This window comes from Akkermansia sp. 54_46 (genome assembly GCF_001917295.1).
In the GTDB taxonomy this organism is placed as follows: Bacteria; Verrucomicrobiota; Verrucomicrobiia; order Verrucomicrobiales; family Akkermansiaceae; genus Akkermansia; species Akkermansia muciniphila.
In genome coordinates, this window is record NZ_MNUD01000029.1 from 13511 (window position 1) to 33114 (window position 19604).

17 protein-coding genes are annotated in these 19604 nt (G+C 55.1%); 4 read left to right on the forward strand and 13 right to left on the reverse strand.

The window, feature by feature from the left end:
* Positions 1–9 precede the first annotated feature (9 nt).
* A complete protein-coding gene (locus BHW66_RS05235; RefSeq protein WP_102758929.1) occupies positions 10–1134 on the forward strand; it encodes a Rid family hydrolase in 1125 nt (374 codons plus the stop codon).
* Between the two features lie 79 nt (positions 1135–1213).
* Positions 1214–1597, forward strand: coding sequence for a hypothetical protein (locus tag BHW66_RS05240; RefSeq protein WP_102758930.1), 384 nt, complete (start codon positions 1214–1216; stop codon positions 1595–1597).
* Between the two features lie 149 nt (positions 1598–1746).
* Here BHW66_RS05240 and BHW66_RS05245 read toward each other — a convergent pair whose 3' ends face one another.
* The 13 genes from BHW66_RS05245 to BHW66_RS05305 form a co-directional block, all read right to left on the reverse strand.
* Entirely contained in the window at positions 1747–3387 is a 1641-nt protein-coding gene (locus BHW66_RS05245) for an NADPH-dependent assimilatory sulfite reductase hemoprotein subunit (protein WP_102758931.1), read from the reverse strand.
* 15 nt (positions 3388–3402) lie between these two features.
* Positions 3403–4182 carry an ABC transporter permease gene (locus BHW66_RS05250; RefSeq protein ID WP_022198896.1) on the reverse strand — a complete coding sequence of 260 codons (780 nt, stop codon included), beginning with the start codon at positions 4180–4182 and terminating at the stop codon, positions 3403–3405.
* Positions 4167–4964, reverse strand: a complete 798-nt coding sequence (locus BHW66_RS05255; protein WP_094139900.1) for an ABC transporter ATP-binding protein — start codon at positions 4962–4964, stop codon at positions 4167–4169. The genes BHW66_RS05250 and BHW66_RS05255 overlap by 16 nt, the downstream gene beginning before the upstream one ends.
* Positions 4957–5931, reverse strand: coding sequence for an ABC transporter substrate-binding protein (locus BHW66_RS05260; protein WP_180975877.1), 975 nt, complete (start codon positions 5929–5931; stop codon positions 4957–4959). The genes BHW66_RS05255 and BHW66_RS05260 overlap by 8 nt, the downstream gene beginning before the upstream one ends.
* A gap of 85 nt (positions 5932–6016) precedes the next feature.
* Positions 6017–7744, reverse strand: a complete 1728-nt coding sequence (gene cysN, locus BHW66_RS05265) for a sulfate adenylyltransferase subunit CysN (RefSeq protein ID WP_102758932.1) — start codon at positions 7742–7744, stop codon at positions 6017–6019.
* A gap of 45 nt (positions 7745–7789) precedes the next feature.
* Entirely contained in the window at positions 7790–8755 is a 966-nt protein-coding gene (gene cysD, locus BHW66_RS05270; RefSeq protein WP_257999710.1) for a sulfate adenylyltransferase subunit CysD, read from the reverse strand.
* A complete protein-coding gene (locus tag BHW66_RS05275) occupies positions 8725–9408 on the reverse strand; it encodes a phosphoadenylyl-sulfate reductase (protein WP_102758934.1) in 684 nt (227 codons plus the stop codon). Before BHW66_RS05275 ends, cysD begins: the two co-directional genes overlap by 31 nt.
* Before the next feature lie 56 nt (positions 9409–9464).
* Positions 9465–10394 (reverse strand): cysteine synthase A, encoded by a 930-nt coding sequence (gene cysK, locus BHW66_RS05280; RefSeq protein ID WP_046435389.1) that lies wholly within the window; start codon positions 10392–10394, stop codon positions 9465–9467.
* Between the two features lie 609 nt (positions 10395–11003).
* Positions 11004–11678 carry a phosphate uptake regulator PhoU gene (locus BHW66_RS05285; protein ID WP_022198889.1) on the reverse strand — a complete coding sequence of 225 codons (675 nt, stop codon included), beginning with the start codon at positions 11676–11678 and terminating at the stop codon, positions 11004–11006.
* A gap of 25 nt (positions 11679–11703) precedes the next feature.
* Positions 11704–12483 (reverse strand): phosphate ABC transporter ATP-binding protein PstB, encoded by a 780-nt coding sequence (gene pstB, locus BHW66_RS05290; protein ID WP_022198888.1) that lies wholly within the window; start codon positions 12481–12483, stop codon positions 11704–11706.
* Positions 12484–12505: 22 nt separating this feature from the next.
* Positions 12506–14260, reverse strand: a complete 1755-nt coding sequence (pstA, locus tag BHW66_RS05295) for a phosphate ABC transporter permease PstA (protein ID WP_046435395.1) — start codon at positions 14258–14260, stop codon at positions 12506–12508.
* A 37-nt stretch (positions 14261–14297) separates the two neighbouring features.
* Positions 14298–16652: an ABC transporter permease subunit gene (locus tag BHW66_RS05300; RefSeq protein WP_094139890.1), complete on the reverse strand. Its 2355-nt coding sequence runs from the start codon at positions 16650–16652 to the stop codon at positions 14298–14300.
* Between the two features lie 91 nt (positions 16653–16743).
* Complete coding sequence (locus tag BHW66_RS05305; RefSeq protein ID WP_031930921.1) at positions 16744–17706, reverse strand: phosphate ABC transporter substrate-binding protein; 963 nt, start codon at positions 17704–17706, stop codon at positions 16744–16746.
* A 202-nt stretch (positions 17707–17908) separates the two neighbouring features.
* On the opposite strand from BHW66_RS05305, the gene pstB (BHW66_RS05310) reads away from it, so the two are divergent.
* On the forward strand, positions 17909–18691 hold the full coding sequence (gene pstB / locus BHW66_RS05310; protein ID WP_046435399.1) for a phosphate ABC transporter ATP-binding protein PstB: 783 nt from the start codon (positions 17909–17911) through the stop codon (positions 18689–18691).
* A 185-nt stretch (positions 18692–18876) separates the two neighbouring features.
* Positions 18877–19524, forward strand: coding sequence for a PhoU domain-containing protein (locus BHW66_RS05315; protein ID WP_012420347.1), 648 nt, complete (start codon positions 18877–18879; stop codon positions 19522–19524).
* The last annotated feature ends 80 nt before the right edge of the window (positions 19525–19604 follow it).

Here is a 19604-nt window from a genome sequence, read left to right on the forward strand (position 1 = left end):
GAGGGCATCATGACGGCGAATGTACCTGAACGACTGGAATGGTCCGGAACAAACGGAGCGGAAGAATGCTTCTTCTGCATGACGGCGGAGCCGGGCGCGAGTTTTGAGGAAGAACTGCGTTCCCTGATGGCCAGGTACCGCAATCTGGGGGGAGGGGAAGAAGATGAATTCCTGCTGCGTTTCCATGTCAGCGACCCGGTGCGCCAGTCGGCTCCGCTGCGGCGGATAACAGGAGAACGGAATTCTTATGTTTCCATAGTTGGACAGCCCCCTGCGAACGGGGCCCGCGTGGCTCTGGAAGCCTGGCACATCGGCGGAATGCTGGGAAAAAGGCGTAGGGCGGAGCAGGGCGGAACGGTCGTGGAAGCCCTCCGCGCGCATTACCGTCTGTTCCTGGCGGGCAAGAGGGAATTTTCCTCCCCGGACAGCTGCGGCCAGATGCGAGAGGAATTCCGCTGGCTGGACCGGATTGCCGCCTTACAGGGGGGAGCCGTGCCGGATTTGGTTCACCGCACCTGGATTTATTGCCGGGATATTGATAACAACTACCGGGGATTGGTGGAAGGCCGCAACGGATGCTTTGACCGTTACGGACTGACTCCGGAGAGCCATTTCATCGCCAGTACCGGCATTGAAGGCTGTACGGAGCTGCCGGGCCGCCTGCTGCATATGGACAGTCTGGGCATCGTGGGGCTGGAGCCCGGGCAGGTCCGGTACATGGAAGCGCCGGACTACCTGTCCCCCACGCATGTGTACCGGGTGGCCTTTGAGCGCGGCGTCCGCATCGTGTACGGAGACCGCTCCCATTATTTCCTTTCCGGCACCGCCAGTATTGACGCGGAGGGAAACATTGTCCATCCGGGGGACGTGGTGGGCCAGACGGCCCGCACCCTGGAAAACATGAGCGTCCTGATGGAAAGGAGCGGGGGCTGCCTGTCCGACCTGAAGCAGGCCGTAGTGTACCTGCGCGACTGGGCGGACCGGGAAACGGTTCGGAACCGACTGATGGACTCTCCGTTGGCCGCAGTGCCGCATGTGATGCTGAAAGCCCCTGTCTGCCGCCCCGGCTGGCTGGTGGAAATAGACGGGATAGCCGTTAATGGAGCCGGAGAGGCAGCCTTTGCCCCTTTGTAAATCCTGCCGTTCCCGGAACCTTGGCGCACGGGCGATTTCCCTTGTTATCCCGTGCACGGAAATGGTATCATGAAAGCGCATGACTTATCGCCTTAATACAGACCGTCTGGTATTTCTTTCCGTGCTGTTGTGGGTGCTGTTGCCGCCGGGCGTTTTTGCCTGGGAAGGGAATCCTCCGGGTCCGGATAATGTGCGGTGGCTGGAGCAGTTCTGTTCCAGCTACATGCAGTTTCTGACCCTGGGCGGCGTGTTGTGCGCGGTGATTGGTTTTGTGTGCGCCGTCCTGGTCTGGCTGGTGCATCGTCTGGACTGGGCGCGGAGCTTGAAAATCAGCGTGCTGTTTGTCATGTCCATCCTGTGCCTGGTCTTGTATGGCGGCTCGCTTTCCTTTGCCGTGTTTTATCTTCCCCTGGCCCTGATTAACCCCGCCGTGTATTGTTTCAGCGTTAGCAGGATGGAATGAGAGTTCCTGGCGGCGACGGAGGGATGTTTTTCCTGGGGGGAGAAGAGGCTTTATAATTTTATTTTTGGCGTATCTTTTTTGATTTTCAAAGATAGCAGGATTTGCCCCGGAGCCGTCCGCGGCAAAAACGGCTCCGGGTGTTTATGCTTTTATAAAGATTGCGGATGTAATGCGCGGATGCTCCAGTCACCGAATCCTTCCCCCTGGTTGCGTTCCGCCGCAAAACGTGCAAATACTGGTCGGAGCACGTCTGCGATTTCCTTTACGGGTACAGATTCCTGATAGATGAAGCCCAGCCTGTCTCCTCTTCTGGAACCGCCCATCCAGATATTGTACTTGCCCGGACCTCTGCCGACGAAAGCCAGTTCTGCCAGATATGGTCTGGAGCATCCGTTGGGACACCCGGTCATGCGGATGGAAATGTCTTCGTCCCATAGCCCCAGTTCTTTTAACTGCGGTTCCAGTTCATCCACCAGTTTTGGAAGCAGCCTTTCGGAGTCTGTAAGGGCCTGCGGGCAAAATGGCAGGCTGGTACAGGCGGAGGAATTGCGCCTGAGCCCCGAATCGTTGGGGAGAAGATTGTACTTCCCAATGATGGATTTGATTTGTTCGGCAGTATCCGGTGTGATGCCGTCAATGACCAGATTCTGATTACCTGTGATGAAAAAATCTCCTTGATGAATGGAAGCTATTTCATGAAAAGCGGTTTTGAGCTGTTGCCTGTTTGAATTCTGGATGCGGCCTCCTTCAATTTCAATGGTCTGGCGGCCAGGAACATCTGCGGCGTCTCCGTTCGTAGATAATGAAAAAGGTCTGGCCGCTTGAAGCGGAAATGGAAGGCGTGTTGCAAGTTCGTTAGTGAACCAGTCCAGCCCTTTGCCGGCAATGGTGTACCTGAGCCGGGATGTTTTTCTGTTGCAGCGGGTGCTGAATTCTTTATGGATCAAAAGCACCTGCCGGGCTACTTCCTCCACCTGTTCCGGGAAACAGAATCCGATAATATCCGCAAGGCGGGGGAAAGAACCGGGATTGCCGTAAGCATAGCCCATTCCTCCGCCGGCCAGGATGTCATATCCCAGGAGTTTCCCTTCTTTTTCAATAGCCACGAAGCTCAGGTCCTGGGCGTACACATCCACATCATTTTCCGGGGGAAGCGTAAAAGCGATTTTAAATTTGCGCGGCAAATAGCCGGGACCGTACAAAGGTTCTTCTTCCGCGCCCGAGTAGATTCGTTTGGCATCCAGCCATATTTCATGATAGGCGTGCGTCTGCGGTTCCAGTTTTCGGGAGAGTTCCCGGGCTTGATTGAAGACAGTTTCATGGATGCCGGAATCTTCCGGGTGCAGAGAAACCATGACATTGCGCGTGGCGTCCCCACTGGCGGCAATCGTGGTGATGGCCGCGTGGTGGATATCTTTCATGGTCTGTTTCAAGTCCTGTTTGACGACTCCGTGGATTTGAATGGCCTGGCGTGTCGTAAGTTTAAGGGTGCCGTTGCCGAATTGGTCGCTTAGCGTTTCCGCGGCTAGCCATTGGCTGGGCGTCATGCGGCCCCCGGGGAGGCGCAGCCTCAACATGAATAACCAGTTTCTTTCCTGTCCGTTTTTCTTCCGGATAAGCCGTTCATCCCGGTTATCCTGCTGGGTAATCCCGTGAAATTTCAAAAGAAATTCTTCTTCGGACGGGAAATGGGTAATGCTGCCGTCATGGAGGAGGTCAGAGATGTTTCCTCTGAGGAAATCGCTTTCCTCCTTGATTCGTTCGTTGGATGTGTATCCTTCTTTAGTCATGATATTTTCTGTTGGTTAAGCTAAATTAGTCCCCCAGCGTCTGTAGATGGCTTGTTCCAGGGGGGAGAAGATGAGTTTGTCTGAGAGCAGGCCTATGAGAATAATAACGAACATGATGCCCATGACCTGCTCCATGGAATTGAGTTCTCTTCCGAAGTGCAGGAGCTGTCCCAATCCCAGTCCTGTCAGGATGGGAACAAAAATTTCTGCGGACATCAGGGAGCGCCAGGAAAAGGCCCAGCCCTGCTTCATACCGCTGACGATGAATGGAGCAGAAGCCGGAAGCGTGACAAAGAGCAGCGTGTAGGCAGAGCCGGCTCCCATTGTCCGTGCTGCGCGGGCATAAATCGGAGGGACGTTGGCAAGTCCATTTTCTGTGGCCAGTATGACCGACCAGACGGTGCCCATGACAACGACGAACAGGATGGCCGCTTCTTCCTGGCCGAACCACAGGATAGCCAGAGGGACCCAGCAAACGCTGGGAAGCCCTTGAAATCCCAATGCCAGAACTCCGATGGTGTTTCTCATTAGCTGGAAGCGGGCAGATAAAAGTCCTGCTGGAATTCCGATGGAGATTCCGGCCAGGTACCCCAGGAGCAGTCTCCGGATAGTAACGACCGTAGCGGCCCAGAGAGAGTTGTCCCTGATTGCTTCTTCAAGATAGCCGCTTATGGCGGAAGGCGCCGGGAATAGGAAAGGCCTCCACCAGCCGGATAGAGAACCGTATTCCCATATAGCCAAGGCCAGCAAGATGAATACTGAGGATTGGAGAATATTTTTTATGGAAGGGTGCATGATGTTTGTGCGTCTTGTTTTTCTTCTGCGGGCCTGGAAATCGATTTTAATGCCCGTGTGATGTTTGAAGCTAGCCGGGCCACTCCCGGATCATTGATTTGGCGCGGGCGCGGCAAACGAATGCAGAATTCTCCGCAAATACGTCCAGGGTGGGATGAAAATAAAATGACTCTGTCTCCCAGGCATACGGCTTCCCGTACATTATGGGTGACAAAGACGACGGTAATTCCATGCCCGGCGCAAATGGCCTGGAGGTCCGCATAAAGCTGTTCCCTGGTCATGGCATCCAATGCGGCGAAGGGCTCATCCATCAGGAGAACCCTGGGACGCAATGCAAGGGCCCGGGCTATGGCCACGCGCTGTTTCATCCCTCCGGAGAGTTCATGGATACGAGCATGTGCAAAGTTGTCCAAGCCTACTGATTTCAGGTTTTCCAAAGCTATTTGGAGGCGTTTTGCGCGGGGAATTCCGGTAAATCGGAGACCGAATTCTACGTTGTGCAGCACGTTTAACCAGGGGAACAGGGCGAAATCCTGAAAAACGACTGTCCTGTCCAGTCCCGGTCCTGAGATTATTTCCCCATCATAGGAGATGCTTCCCGTATCCGATTTGATCAGACCGGCGATCATATTCAGCAGAGTTGTTTTGCCGCAACCGCTTGGACCTACCAGGCAGATGAATTCTCCTTCCCCTATGTCCAGATTGGCGGAAGAAAGAGCCAGAAGCGATTTTTTTCTGGAAAAATAACTTTTGGAAACGTTTCGTATGGATAATCTACTCATGGGCGGGATTATTTTTATCATTCCGGATGATGCCTTCGACGTGGGGGAGTTTCTTGTAAAATCCGGTCCGTACCGTATCCTTGGCTAATTCGTGGAGCTTTTCTTCGGATATTTCATTCGTGAGAACTAACCTGGGCCACGCATGGATAATTAAAGCGGGATCAATGTTGGAACGGGTGAGTTCCCTCAATTCTTCTACGACGATTTTTTGAGCTTCCTGGGGATGTCCGATGATCCAGAGAGTGAGTTCTCTGTGAGCTTCAATCATGGCCTGCGCCACGTCCGGCTGTTTTTCCAGGAAATCCTTTTGAGCTGTCAGAACAGTGGTTACGGCATCCTTTTCAAGAAACAGGAGCTTGCCTCCGGCTTCTTTTTCCAGGCGGCTAATCCATGGTTCTACAGTCCAGGAGCCGTCCAGTTTGCCTTGACGCAAGAGGGGTATCTGTTCTGGGTTGGGGGTAGGAAGTATGCTTGCGTCTCCTCCGGTTTGAGTGACTGTTACGCCTCCCAGGGCCAACCATGTCCGGCAGGCTATATCCTGAGTATTGCCCAATTGGGGGGTAGCGATGATTTTCCCTTGAAAGTCTTTTTGCGTGCATGCTCCGGAATGGGTGGGAACGACCAGTCCGGACCCTCCCTGTACGGCTCCCGCTACGATTTGCAGGAGAGTTCCGTTGGATTTGGAATACGCATTAATGGCAGGGCCCGGCCCAACGTAGGTAAAATCCAGGGAATTGGCGAACATGGCTTCCATAGCGCCAGGGCCGGCGTTGTAAGCATACCATAGAATGGAGATATTTTTCCCCGTCCGTTCAAAGATGCGTTTTTCAAACCATCCCTCCCCCGTGCGGCTGAAATGCCTGGCAACCAGCCCCTGGACATGGGTTACGTTGGGAAAAAGGCCAAAGCGTATTTGAGCCTGCCGTTCGGGGGCTTCCCGACAGGATGCCAGAAAGGCTGGAGCCAAGAGAGCGCCAACGCAGAGAAGAGCATTTAATGCAAGAGGCTGAGTTTTCATAAAATGATGGAACGGGTATTAAAATGGGATAAAATCAAAATTCCACATAGAGAGTGCGCGCCAGAAGAAACGCGGTATTTTCATTTGCCTTTGCGGGGGGGAGGATGCGGTCTGCCGTTTCTGGAGCGGAGACGACGTTCCCCAGCCAGATGCAGTAGGCTCCCTTGGTGTTTCTGGGCAGGACGGGAAGTCTCGGCAATACTGCAATGCTCATCAGCCCCGCTTCGGCCAGCAGGCCTGAGGCATTGACGATTTCTTTAGCGGATCTTCCCCATACGCCTTCCGCCTTGAAATCCAGACCGTAGGTATGGGCCTTGAGCCGGTGGAGTTCCCTTTCCAGCTGCTTGGCGAAGCTGCGCGCCAGTTCGCTGTCTTCTCCCGCTATGTAAATTTGTTTTCCGCCATGCCCGAAGGTTTCTGCGCGTTCATCGCTTGAAACGAATGTCGGAAGTTGCTCCTGTTCTTTTTCGGGAGCCTTATCTCTGTGAGGAGGGCGAAGCATACCGGCTCCCGCCGTGACGTTATTCAGCGGGTCAATCAGGATGAAAGCTCCTCCGGAGCGGTTATCCCGGTAATAATCATAGAACAAGGGGGAACTTGTTTCCAGGACGATACGGCCGACATGGTTCAGAGGAAGCTGTGTCGCATGGCGGCTTTCCAGTGTATTGACGTCTATGTCGTACTGGAGTTCTGCTATCCGCCCCTGGATATTTCTGCCCGCATGGCGAATCATGTATTTGCTTCCGGGAAGAAGGGGTTTTTCAGACATCCAGATGACACGGGCCTCCAGCCGATCTTCGATATGGGGGAGATTCCCTTTTTTGACGATCATGTCACCGCTGCTGATATCTATTTCATCCTCAAGTTCCAATACGACGGCCTGGGGAGAGAATGCTTCTTCCAGATCTCCGTCCGGAGTAACGATCCTCTTGATCCGGCTGTTTTGAAACGAAGGCAGCGTTACGACAGGGTCACCCCTGCGGATGGCTCCGGAGGTAATGGAACCGGCGAACCCCCGGAAATCGAGATTGGGGCGTATGACTGTCTGTACCGGAAAGCGGAAATCCCGGAGATTCCTGCTGTCGCTGGAATCCAGCGTTTCCAGGATGGAAAGCAGATGATCTCCCTGGTACCAGGGCGTTTTCCCTGTTGTCTGCGTCACATTTTCCCCTTCAATGGCGGAAATGGGAACGAAACGAACGTCCGGGATATTCAGCTGTTGCGTGAAGCTTCCGAATTCTTCTTCAATCTTCCGGAATTTTTCTTCAGAGTAATTCAGAAGATCCATCTTGTTGACGGCTACGATGAGGTGCCGTATTTTCAGAAGAGAGGCGATGAACGCATGCCGCTTCGTTTGTGTGAGTACTCCGTGGCGGGCATCAATCAGGATGATGGCCGCGTCCGCCGTGGAAGCTCCGGTGGCCATGTTCCGTGTGTATTGTTCATGGCCGGGACAGTCGGCAATGATGAATTTGCGGCGGGGGGTGGTGAAGTACCGGTAGGCTACATCAATGGTTATTCCCTGTTCCCGTTCCGCTTTAAGGCCGTCCAGCAACAGGGCGTAATCAATTTTACCTGCCCCAGCGGTTCCATTTTTTTCACTGGCTTTGCGCAGCTCTGCCAGCTGGTCGTCAAAAATCAGTTTGCTGTCATAAAGGAGGCGTCCGATGAGTGTAGATTTCCCGTCGTCCACGGAACCGCAGGTAAGTACGCGCAGCAGGCTTTTATTTTCGTGTTCGTTCAGGTATGAGTCGATGTCCATAATGGTAAAAATAAGAGGTGTCGTCAGAATGGTTCATAATAGGGGTTAAAAATATCCTTCCCGTTTTTTCTGCTCCATGGAGGCATCACCGTCGTGGTCAATGATGCGGGAAGAACGCTCGCTCAGCCTGGTTTCCAGCATTTCCGCCACAATCTCTTCTACAGTGCGGGCTGTAGATTCTATGGCTCCGGTTAGAGGGTAACAGCCCAGTGTGCGGAAACGGACGGTTCTCATTTGCGGTGTTTCCCCCGGTTCCAAAGGCAGGCGGTCGTCGTCCGCCATAATCAGGGAGCCGTCACGTTCCACAATGGGACGGGGTTTAGCGAAATACAGGTCCACCACCTGTATTTTTTCCAGGCGGATATATTGCCAGATATCCAGTTCCGTCCAGTTGGACAGAGGAAAGATACGGACGCTTTCTCCCGGATTGATACGACCGTTATAAATGTTCCATAATTCCGGCCGTTGATTTTTTGGGTCCCATTGGTTGAATTTATCCCGGAAAGAGAAGATTCGTTCCTTGGCCCGTGATTTTTCTTCGTCGCGGCGGGCGCCTCCGAATACGGCATCATATTTTCCTGCGGTCAACGCCTGAATCAATGCCTGTGTTTTCATAATATCCGTGTATTTGCGGCTGCCGTAAGTAAAAGGATTAACGCCGGCGGCAATGCCCTCCTGGTTACTGTGGACAATCAGATCCAGATCATTTTCCTGAACGAATCTGTCCCGGAATTCTATCATCTCGCGAAATTTGAATGTGGAGTCTATATGAAGAAGCTTGAATGGGAGTCTGCCCGGATAGAATGCCTTTTTGGCTAAGTGGACCAGTACAGAGGAGTCTTTCCCGATGGAATAAAGAAGTACGGGATTTTCAAACTGGCTGATGGCATCCCGGAAAATGTGAATGCTTTCTGCCTCCAACTGCTTTAGCTGGCTGAGTCTGTAAATGCTGTTCATTTTGTATGTTCTTTTTTTGATTGTTAATGTCTTGGCCTGCGGTGTAGGCCGCATTCCCTGTGTTCTTTTTCTTCCCACCACCATCGTCCGTCGCGTACATCTTCCGTCCTTTTGACGGCTCTTGTGCAGCAGGCGCACCCGATACTGGGGAATCCTGCATCGTGAAGAGGATTGTAGGGAACGCCGTAGGCGCGGATATAGTTCCAGACATCTTCTTCTGACCAGTTGGCCAGTGGGTTGATTTTGATGATGCCGTTCGCCTCATCGTTTTCTGTGATATGAAGCCCTTTCCGGGTGATGGACTGAGTGGAGCGTAAGCCGCAGATCCACGCTTTTTTCCCGGCAAGTAGTCTTTCCAGAGGGCGCAGTTTACGGATATTGCAGCATTCGTGACGGTATTCCATACTGTTGCGGAACAGATTGACGCCTTTGTCCAGAATCATGTTTTCCACTTCTTCCGCTACCGGAAAATAAGGAATAATGCGAATGCCGTATATTTCCTCCGTTCTTGCCCAGAGTTCATAGGTTTCCGGAAACAAGCGCCCCGTGTCCAGAGTCGCCAGAGGAATATTCAGACCAAGATGGGAGATCATATGGGTGAGCACTTGGTCTTCTGCCCCGAATGATGTAGCAAAAACAAGGTTTCCTTCGTATTGCGCTGCGGCTTGTCGCAACGTGTCTGTAGCGGTTGGGGAATGAGCGTTCATGAATGTTGGAGCTGGTTGGAGGTGGATAGCCGTATCCGGTAGAAAAGAACGGGATGTCAAATGAACAGAGGAGTTGAGTAGTACCGATCCGCTGAATCGGGGAGGATCACTACTACATTTTTCCCTGTGTTCTCTTTTCTTTTAGCAACCTGGACGGCCGCCCATAGGGCAGCTCCGCTGGAAATCCCGGTCAGAATGCCTTCTCTGACACCCAATTCTTTAGCTGTGGAAAAGGCATCTTCGTTGGAAACTGTGATGACTTCATCATAGATATCCGTATCCAGGGTTTCTGGGATAAAGCCGGCTCCTATTCCCTGAATTTGATGGCTTCCGGCCTGGCCGGCGGATAATACGGGGGAATCTGCCGGTTCCACGGCAATGACGGTGATTCCTCCGGGTTTGCGTTCCTTGAGCAGTCTGCCTATGCCGGTTATTGTTCCCCCGGTGCCTACTCCGGCTACGACGATATCTACTTCTCCGTCCGTATCTTCCCATATTTCAACACCTGTTGTTTCATAATGGGCTCTGGGATTGGTCGGGTTGGTGAATTGACTGGGAATGAAGGAGCCCGGAGTGGCGGCCGCCAGATCCTGGGCTTTGGCGATGGCTCCTTTCATCCCTTGGCTGTCTTCTGTCAGGACAATATCGGCTCCGTAGGCTTTTAGAATATTTCGTCGTTCAACGCTCATGCTTTCCGGCATGGTAAGAATGATGCGGTATCCCCGGGAAGCGGCAATAGCCGCCAGGCCAATGCCCGTGTTGCCGCTGGTTGGTTCAATGATGACGGAACCCGATTGGAGCTGGCCCGATGCTTCTGCCTCGTTGATCATGGCGAGTGCGATACGGTCTTTCATGCTTCCTGCTGGATTCAGGTGATCCAGCTTGAGCAGGAGCCGGGCATTCAGACGATGTGCCTGGGCATAATTCCTTGGCTCCAGAAGAGGTGTTTTCCCGACCAGTTCCGATATGGAGGTGTAAATGTTCATCGTGACGTGCTTTACAGGGATAGATTTAGATTTCTTTTGTATTCCGATAGGAATAATAGGGATTAGTTACTCTTATCCTCCGGAAGTGTCAATATGAATCAAAGAATATGAAATATTATTTTATTATTTGTGTTTTTATGTAAATAAAAATGGTAGAAGAGCTGGGAATGGACGGCTGTAAAATTTCAGAGATTGAGAGTAAAAGGCCGGTTTTCTCCGTTTTCAAGCTATTGGCCGTGAAGGTGAAAGGATGCGTGCGAGGGGCAGATGCCTTGTTTCCTTGCCTTCCTGGAGCATGCAGTTGTATTGAGTCTCTCCGGTTGACGTTATGAATTATTCCTTTTCCCGGAGAGTAATTGTGGCGCTGGGAAAACTGTTTGTTTTGCCCCATTCCATCCTTTGCCGCATATCCCTGGAATGTTTATTGCCTGTATGCTGATAATTTGGCAGTTGTGATTATTTGAAGGATGGTGTGCAAAAACACAGCTGTTGAGAAGATGAGCCGTTAGGACTTATGGGGGAAGCCTCTGACGCACGAAATTCGGATCATGCTGTTCATCATGATCTTTGTATGGGCAACAGGGAATCGCCGTACAGGCAGGAATTGTTTTATCTTTCTCTTCCGTGGCGGATGTCCGTGGCTTCCTTCAGGAAGACGACGGTGGCGGCGATGGTTTTGGCAATGTCTCCTATCCGTTCCAGAGAACGGATAATGAAGAGAAGGTTGACGTTGAGGGAAGAGGAGTCCTCCCGTTCGGGGGAGACCAGAAGGGCCAGCGCTTTGCGATGGGCTTTGTCCAGTTTTTTGTCGCGCAGGCGTATTTCCCTGGCGGCGTCCACATCCTGCGTTTCCAGACACCTGGCGGCGTCTCTGAATTCGGATACGGCCATTTCCAGCAGAGGGAGCACAATATCCGGGGAGAGGGATTCCTGATGCCTGATGGAGGCCTTGGCATGCTTGGCGATACCCGTTATTTCCTCCATGCATTCCTGGAGCTTGTCTCCGCATCGGGAGAAGGTGATGACGAGCCTCAGGTCGCGTCCCAGCGGATGGAACTGGGTGAGTACGGAGGAGCAGAGGGAGAGAACCTGCCGGGTTTCTTCCTGCAGCGGGTCGCTGTCCGCAATGATGCTGTTGGCCCCGTCGCTGTCCGGGCCGGAAATGACCCGTTCCAGAATGTCCATGTATTTCAGCAGGCTTCCGCAGATGGCATTGACGCGGAGGCGGATAGCGTTCAGGGCCGCGTCGTAGTGGGGGAGGATGTGATTGCCGGGGGATGTCATGAGGAGAATGGTTTGGAATGGGCTTTTAGCTGAAACGGCCCGTAATGTAGGCTTCCGTTTCTTTTTCCGTAGGATTGGTGAAGATTTGGGACGTTTCCCCGTATTCCACCAGGCGGCCCATGTACATGAAGGCGGTCCGGTCCGCGATGCGTGTGGCCTGCTGCATGTTATGGGTGACGATGACAATGGTGAGTTCTTTTTTCAGGTCTTCCATCAGGTCCTCTATTTTTAAGGTGGCGATAGGGTCCAGGGCGGCGCAGGGTTCATCCATCAGCAGGATTTGGGGGCGGTTGGCAATGGCGCGCGCGATGCACAGCCGCTGCTGCTGGCCGCCGGAAAGGCCGTAGGCGCTTTCATGCAGCTTGTCTTTCACTTCATCCCACAGGGCGGCTCCCTTCAGGCTTCGTTCCACGGTTTCGTCCAGTTCCGCGCGCCTGTTGCGGCCGGCCACACGGAGGGGAAAGACGATGTTTTCGTAAATGCTTTTAGGGAAAGGGTTGTATTTCTGGAAGACCATGCCTACGCGCTTGCGCAGGGAGATGACTTCCACGCGCGGGTCATACAGGCTGGTGCCGTCAATGCGGATATCCCCCTGGTGGCGCACGTCCGGGACCAGGTCGTTCATGCGGTTGATGTTGCGGAGCAGCGTGGATTTTCCGCAGCCGGAGGGCCCGATGAGGGCGGTTACCCGGTTGGTTTCAAAGGTCATGCCGATGTTGAAGAGAACCTGTTTGCTCCCGTAAAAGAAGGAGAAGTCTTCCACTTCAATGATAGGCTCGTCGTCTGCGGAGGCTGGTTCAGTCATGGGATGGTGAAGGAGAATGGGGTTAGAAGCTGGAGGCCGCGTATTTTTTGCGCAGGCGGTTGCGGATGAGGATGGCCGTGAGGTTCATGACCACCACCAGCAGGATGAGGAGCAGCGTGGTGGCGAAAACCATGGGCTGGGCGGCGTCCGAGTCCGGAGACTGGAAGCCCACGTCGTAGATATGAAAGCCCAGATGCATGAATTTGCGTTCCAGGTGGATGAAGGGGCCTTCCCCGTCAATGGGCAGGGAGGGGGCCAGCTTGACCACTCCCGTGACCATGAGTGGGGCTACCTCTCCGGCGCCACGGGCCATGGCCAGAATGAGGCCGGTCATGACGCCCGGCAGGGCGCTGGGGAGGATGATGCGTTTAATCATCTGCCATTTGGAGGCCCCGCAGGCCAGAGCCGCCTCCCGCAGCCCGCGGGGGACGGCGGAGAGTGCCTCCTCCGTGGAGACGATGACTACGGGCAGCGTCATCAGGGCCAGTGTGAGGGATGCCCACAGGATGCCGGAGGTCCCGAAAGTGGGCGTGTTGTCCACAGCCAGCTTTTTCCAGTAGAAAAGTTCGTCGATGCTCCCTCCCAGATAGTAAACGAAGAAGCCGAGGCCGAAAACGCCGAAGACGATGGAAGGCACGCCCGCCAGGTTGTTCACGCAGATGCGCACGGCCTGAACCAGAGTCCCCTGTCTGGCGTATTCCCTCAGGTAGATGGCTCCGATGACCCCCACGGGCGTGACCAGCACACTCATGAGCAAAGTCATGATGAAGGTGCCGAAAATGGCGGGGAAGATGCCGCCCTCCGTGTTGGCCTCCCGTGGATCATCCGTGATGAAATGGTACAGGCTGTGGAGGAAGATGCCGCATTTTCCGAAGAATCCCAGGTCATTCGGCTGGTAGCCGTAAACGATTTTATCCATGCGGATTTCTTTCTTTTCCCCGTCTCCCAGGGCATACACAAGAGAGTCTCGGCCCTGTTGAGCCCTCAGTCTGGCTGCTTCCGCGGTGTACCGGGCGTATTCGGCATTGAGCTGTTCCTCTTTGGCGCGGAGCCGGTCCAGTTCACCGGCCGGGTCGTCCATATCCGTGAGAATGGGGTTTTTCCTGGGGACGGCCGTACGCTGTCCATTTTCTTTCCGGATGTCGTAGGAACGTTCTATGGCCTTGATATCCCGTCTGGCGTCCGCCAGACGGGTATTGACGGAGCCGATGTCCCTGGTGTCAATGGTTTTGACCCTGTCCCTCAGGTCTGTTTCCCGGTCCAGCACGCGGCGGAAAGCCTCCATGAATTCCGGTGAGGCGGCGGGGATGGTTTCTCCAGAGGCCAGCTTGAGTTCCAGAGGTTTGACCAGGGCTTTCCCTCCCTCCATGCGTTCCAGGCACAGAAGGCCTTTGGGGGTGGCGGAGGCAGTGACATTGTGCGCGTCCACATAGCGGTAGGATTGTCCATAGGATTCCTTGCTGCCGGTGAAAAGCTGGTATTCCCGCACGTCTTTGGCTGTGGAGCCGGGATGGGCGGGGTCTGCGGGGACGTGGCGCGTCTGGTCCTTTGTGATGCCGGCGTACAGGACAAGCGGTTGTTCTTCTTTTGAAGAAGGGGCGAGCGTCAGTTCATGGATAGTTTTGGGCCAGAAGGCCTCCAGACCGTTGAAGACGATGATGCCCAGCAGGCCGAAAATCATGATGAGGCCCAGGGAGAGCCCGATGGAGGCGAGCCAGATATTGACTTCCCCCAGGGGGCGTTTGGGGGCGGGCGGAAGGCTGAAGTCCTGTTTCATGGAAGGTGGATGGATGGGAGGGAAAGGGATGGATGGTTCACACGACGTTGAAGCGTTTGCGGAGACGCTGGCGCACTATTTCCGCCAGAGTGTTCAGAATGAATGTCATGGAGAAGAGGATAAGGCCGCCCAGGAAGAGGACCCGGTAGTGGGTGGAGTCCTGCGCCGCCTCCGGCAGTTCCGTGGCGATGTTGGCGGAGAGGGTGCGCATGCCGTTGAAGATATTCCAGTCCATGATGGGGGTGTTTCCCGTGGCCATCAGTACGATCATGGTTTCCCCCACGGCTCGGCCCAGACCTATCATCAGGGCGGAGAAAATGCCTGCGGAAGCCACCGGAAGAACAACGGTGCGGACCATCTGCCAGCGGCTGGCCCCCAGAGCCTCCGAGGCGGCGATGAGGGAAGGGGGGACGTTGCTCAGGGCGTCCTCGGAAATGGTGAAGATGACAGGGATGACGGCAAAGCCCATGATGAATCCAACCACCAGGGAGTTGCGCTGTTCATAGGGCATGCCGAAGCCGTTGCGCCACAGGTCTGCGAAACTGGCGGCCTGGAAGTCCCCGTCTCCCCACAGGCCCATGACGCTGCGGCAGAGGCTGATGAGGGGCTGTTCCAGCCAGTAGCCCAGGTATTCCCAGCAGAACCAGGCGCAGAGCAGGATGACGGGGGTCATGACGATGTATTCCACACCGCGGCTGAATTTGTTGCGCCAGGCTGCGGGCCGGGTGGTCCAGAACCATGCGATGAGGGCCGCCAGGCCGGGAATGAGGACGGCCATGCAGAGCAGTGCGGGGACTTTGTCTTCCATTCTGGGGGCCAGGTAAAGGGCGCCGAAGAAGCCCAGTACTACGGAAGGAAGGGAGGCCATGATTTCCATGACGGGTTTTACCACCCGTTTGACGGCAGGGGCCATGAAGTGGGCCGTGTAAATGGCGGCCGTGACCGCTACCGGGACGGCGAAGACAAGGGCGTACAGGGTGCCTTTCAGCGTGCCGAAGACCAGGGGCATCAGGGACAGCTTGGATTCATAATCATCCGTGCCGCCCACGGATTGCCAGAGCCATTTGGGAGAATCGTACCCCTCATACCATATTTTCCCGACCAGGGCTTTGGCGCCGGCTTCCGGGTGTTTGTCTTCCAGAGAGAAGAAATGGATGTTTCCTGATGGGTCCACGGCAATGGCGGCGTTGAATTCCGTATTGGCGGCCAGTTGGACCGGAACGAATTCCAGAGGTCCGCTGTTCCAGCGGATGTCGGCCGTGGTTCCGTAGCAGAGCCTGAGTTCCCGCGGAGTGGAGACCAGGAAGGAACGGTTGATGCCGGATGCCGCGTAATGCTGCACCGGACCGTCCATGGGAGAGAATTGCCTGGTCTGGCCGAAGAGGCGCAGGGAAGTGCCGTCCGGGCGGGAATGGGGATAAAGGCTGAAAATCTTAAGGCTTCCCCTGTCGCCTCCTATGACCAGGGACATGTCTCCGAAAAGCCAGTTGACGGAAGTCATTTTTTCCCCTTTCCCCAGCGGGGTCGGAATCATCTGGCGTCTGACCCATGTTTCCCCATCTTCATCATAGGAGAAGTAAAGAAGTTTGTCCGCGTCCGTAGCGATGACGAGGCTGTCTCCGGAGGCTCCGGGCAGCATGGCCGTGGGGCGGCCTTCCAGCTGGTCCGTCAGGTCATGGAATCCGGAAGGCGCCAGTTCTCCCTCATGAAGCAGGGAGCGGGATTCTTCCAGCGTCATCAGCAGGAGGCGCGTGCCCTGTTCCGTCTCCACGGTTGCGGTAAATATTTTCCGTTCTCCCGCGTCCGCATAGGCTATGCCGGATATTTTGCCGGGGACGGAGCCGTTTTCCGTCAGGGGGTAGAGAGGGCCGGCCTCCGCTCCGGCTTTGTCCGGGCCGTGGGCATTCGTCCGGCCGTGGACGTTGAGTCCGGAATGAACATGGATGAGGCCCACCTTGCCGGATTCCGTGGCGATGGGGTAGGCGGTAAGGGATGCGTCATAGGAATGGGCGCAGACGGTTTCGCCGTCCGGCAGGGAAACGGGAACGGAGGACAGGTTCCCGGTAGTTTTGTCCAGGAAGAAGATGTTTTTCCCGTTGCCGTAGACAAAGGGAAGCGTGCCGGAAGGGTCCAGGCCCCAGGTTCCCGGAACCGGAGAGGAGGGCGCGGGGTGCTGCCGTTCTTCCACGTCCGCGCTCTGGAAGAGAGGAATCGTAACGGCCAGCAGGAAGAAAAGAATGCCGAAAACGGCTACAATGACGGTGAATCCTCCGCCGATGATGGTTTTGGTCATGATGCGGTCAAACCACAGCGTGGTTTTTGCCACCTGAAAGCGTTCCGGAACGGGTTTGGGCTTTCTGGAAGGTGTGGGGGAGGGAGCATTGGAACTCATGACGGCAGAGAGGAGAAGTTGGAGGGCAGGACTCCGGCGGGCGGGCCGGAGTCCTGCCCCGGCATGTGTTTACGGCACGGGAAGGGAGTGTTTATTCAATGCTCTTGAGCACTTCTGCGCTGACTTTGGCGGGAATCGGGTAATAACCGTCCTTGGTCACGATTTCCTGGCCGTCTTTGGATACGATGAATTTGATGAATTCCCTGGTCAGGGTGTCCAGGGGTTCTCCCGGTTTCTTGTTGACGTAAATCAGCAGGTAACGGGAGAGCGGGTATGTTCCGTTGATGCAGTTATCGTAGGAAGGCTGTACCGCCGCCTTTCCGCTTTTTTCCGCCAGGGAGAGGGTTTTTACGCCGGAGGTGACGTATCCGATGCCGGAATAGCCGATTCCCTGTTCGTCGGAACTGATGCCCTGCACGACGGCGGAGGAACCGGGCTGTTCCTTCACGGAGTTTTTATAATCCCCTTTTTTCAGGGCTATTTCCTTCACGAACCCGTTCGTGCCGGAGGCGCTGTTTCTGCCGTAGATGGAGATGGCTTTTCCTTTCATGGAGGGCACTCCCGCATCGCCCCAGTCGGTGATGTTGGAGCCGCCGCGCTTGAAAGTGGAGGAGAAAATGGAGTCGATCTGCGCCAGGGTAAGGGCCTGGATGGGATTGTTCTTGTTGACAAAGAAGGCCACGGCGTCCAGGGCCACTTTGATTTCCGTCGGCTTGTAGCCGTATTTGGCTTCAAAGGCGGCGATTTCCTCCCGCTTCATCTGGCGGCTCATGGGGGCGAGCTGGGCCGTGCCTGCCGTGAGGGCGGGCGGCGCAGTGGAAGAGCCTTTGCCTTCAACGCCGACTTTGACGCTGGGATATTTTTTGCTGAATCCTTCCGCCCAGAGGGTCATCAGGTTGTTCAGCGTATCGGAGCCGACGGCGTTCAGGTTGCCGGAAACGCCGCTGGTGGGCGCATACGGCTTGATGCTGCTGTCAACGGTCACTTGGTTGGCGCCCATGCTCAGGGAGCTGAGGGCGGCGGCGATGGTCAGGATTTTGGCGACAAATTTCATGGCGTCTTTTTTGGTGTGTTGCGTCTTCCGTTTCCGTCCGGCGGGGCCGTTCATGGCGGAAGACGGGGTAGTGATACCCTCCCGCCCCCATGGTGAGGAAGAGAATCCTGGTTAAGAAATCGTCACAAACCCGGAGTAGCCAGGGAGCCCTGTTTTTGGGATACCATGCGTCCAGAGGCGCAGGACGCGCCATTAGAAGAACATGACTCCGCATCCAGCAGCAGCCGACCAGACCGCCGTAGAGGTGGATTCCCTGGATTTTTGTTATGGGAGCAAGCAATCCCTGTTCAACGTCACCATGAAAGTCCCTAGGAACAGGGTGACAGCGTTCATCGGCCCTTCCGGGTGCGGGAAGTCCACGCTGCTGCGCTGTATCAACCGGATGAATGACCGTATTCCGGAGGCGCGCGTTACGGGAGGCTCCATCCGCATTGATGGGGTGGACGTGACTTCTCCTTCCCTGGATACCATTCGTCTGCGCCGGGAGGTGGGCATGGTTTTCCAGAAGTCCAACCCTTTCCCGATGAGCATTTATGAGAATGTAGCCTACGGATTGAAGCTGGCGGGGGTAAAAAAACGCGGCATTCTGGACGAGGCTGTGGAGGAAAGCCTGCGGCATGCCGCTCTTTGGGATGAGGTAAAGGACCGTCTCCATGCTTCCGCCAATGGTCTTTCCGGCGGCCAGCAGCAGCGGCTGTGCATTGCCCGTTCCATTGCCGTGAAGCCGCGCATCCTGCTGATGGACGAACCCTGTTCCGCCCTGGACCCCATTGCGACGGTGAGGGTGGAAGAGTTGATGCACCGTCTCAAGGACAAGTTTACCATCATTGTGGTTACCCATAATATGCAGCAGGCCACGCGCGTTTCGGACCTGACCGGTTTTTTCATGTTGGGCAGGCTGGTGGAATTTGATGCTACGGAGAAGATTTTTTCCAATCCCTCCCTGAAAGAAACGGAGGATTACATTACGGGAAGATTCAGTTAACAGAGAGACGATTATGATTTTTCCAAAGAATATTTCCAAAAATGGAGCCGGGCGTGTTCCCCATGTTCCCGGCTCTGGACGAAGGCTGGCTGCCAGCGCCGCCAGAAAGAACAGCCTGCGCAAGCAGCATCTTTTTTATCATGCCGGCAAAACCTTATCCAATCATCAAGCCAATATTCCGAATCATGAATCACGACGCGCACACCCTGAGGGAGTTTGACGCCGCCCTTTCCTCCCTGAATACGCATTTGCTCCAGATGGCCTATAAGGCGCAGAGCGCCCTTGATTTGGCCGCCGCCGGCCTTTTGCAGCAGAATGAGTCTTCCGCCAACCGGGTTATTGCTGATGACGAAGAATTGGACGAGCTGGAAATGACGGTGGACAGGGAAGGGCTGCATCTGCTGGCTTTTTTCAGTCCGGTGGCTTCCGACCTCAAAGTGGTGCTGGCTTCCCTGCGCATGTCCTCCATGTATGAACGGATTGGTGATGAGGCCGTGACCATCGCCAAAAGGGCCAACAGGCTGAATAAGCGCCCGCGCATCCGGGAGGCTGCCTTGGCGGATCCTGTCTATCGGGAAATGGCGGAGCGGTTCAGGGCTGTGAATAAGGCTGTTTCCTCCTGGGACGGGGAGGCTCTGGCGGAGCTTGTCCCTGCGCTGGAGGATTTGGCGGAGCATGCGGCGTCCCTGACGGAGGCATTTGCCTGCTTGCCTGAGCAATATCAGGACAATCTGGTTTCCGTTGCGGATCTGGTTTTTGTGAGCCGTTCCCTGGAACGCATCGCGGAAGGGCTCCAAAAGGTAGCGGCGGAAGGGCTTTACGCGGCCTCCTGATGCCGCGTGCCTGCACAGGAAAGCCCGCAGCGGGCGTTGTTGAAGCGCCGTTTTTTGTTCGGAAACGGGATTCAGGCATG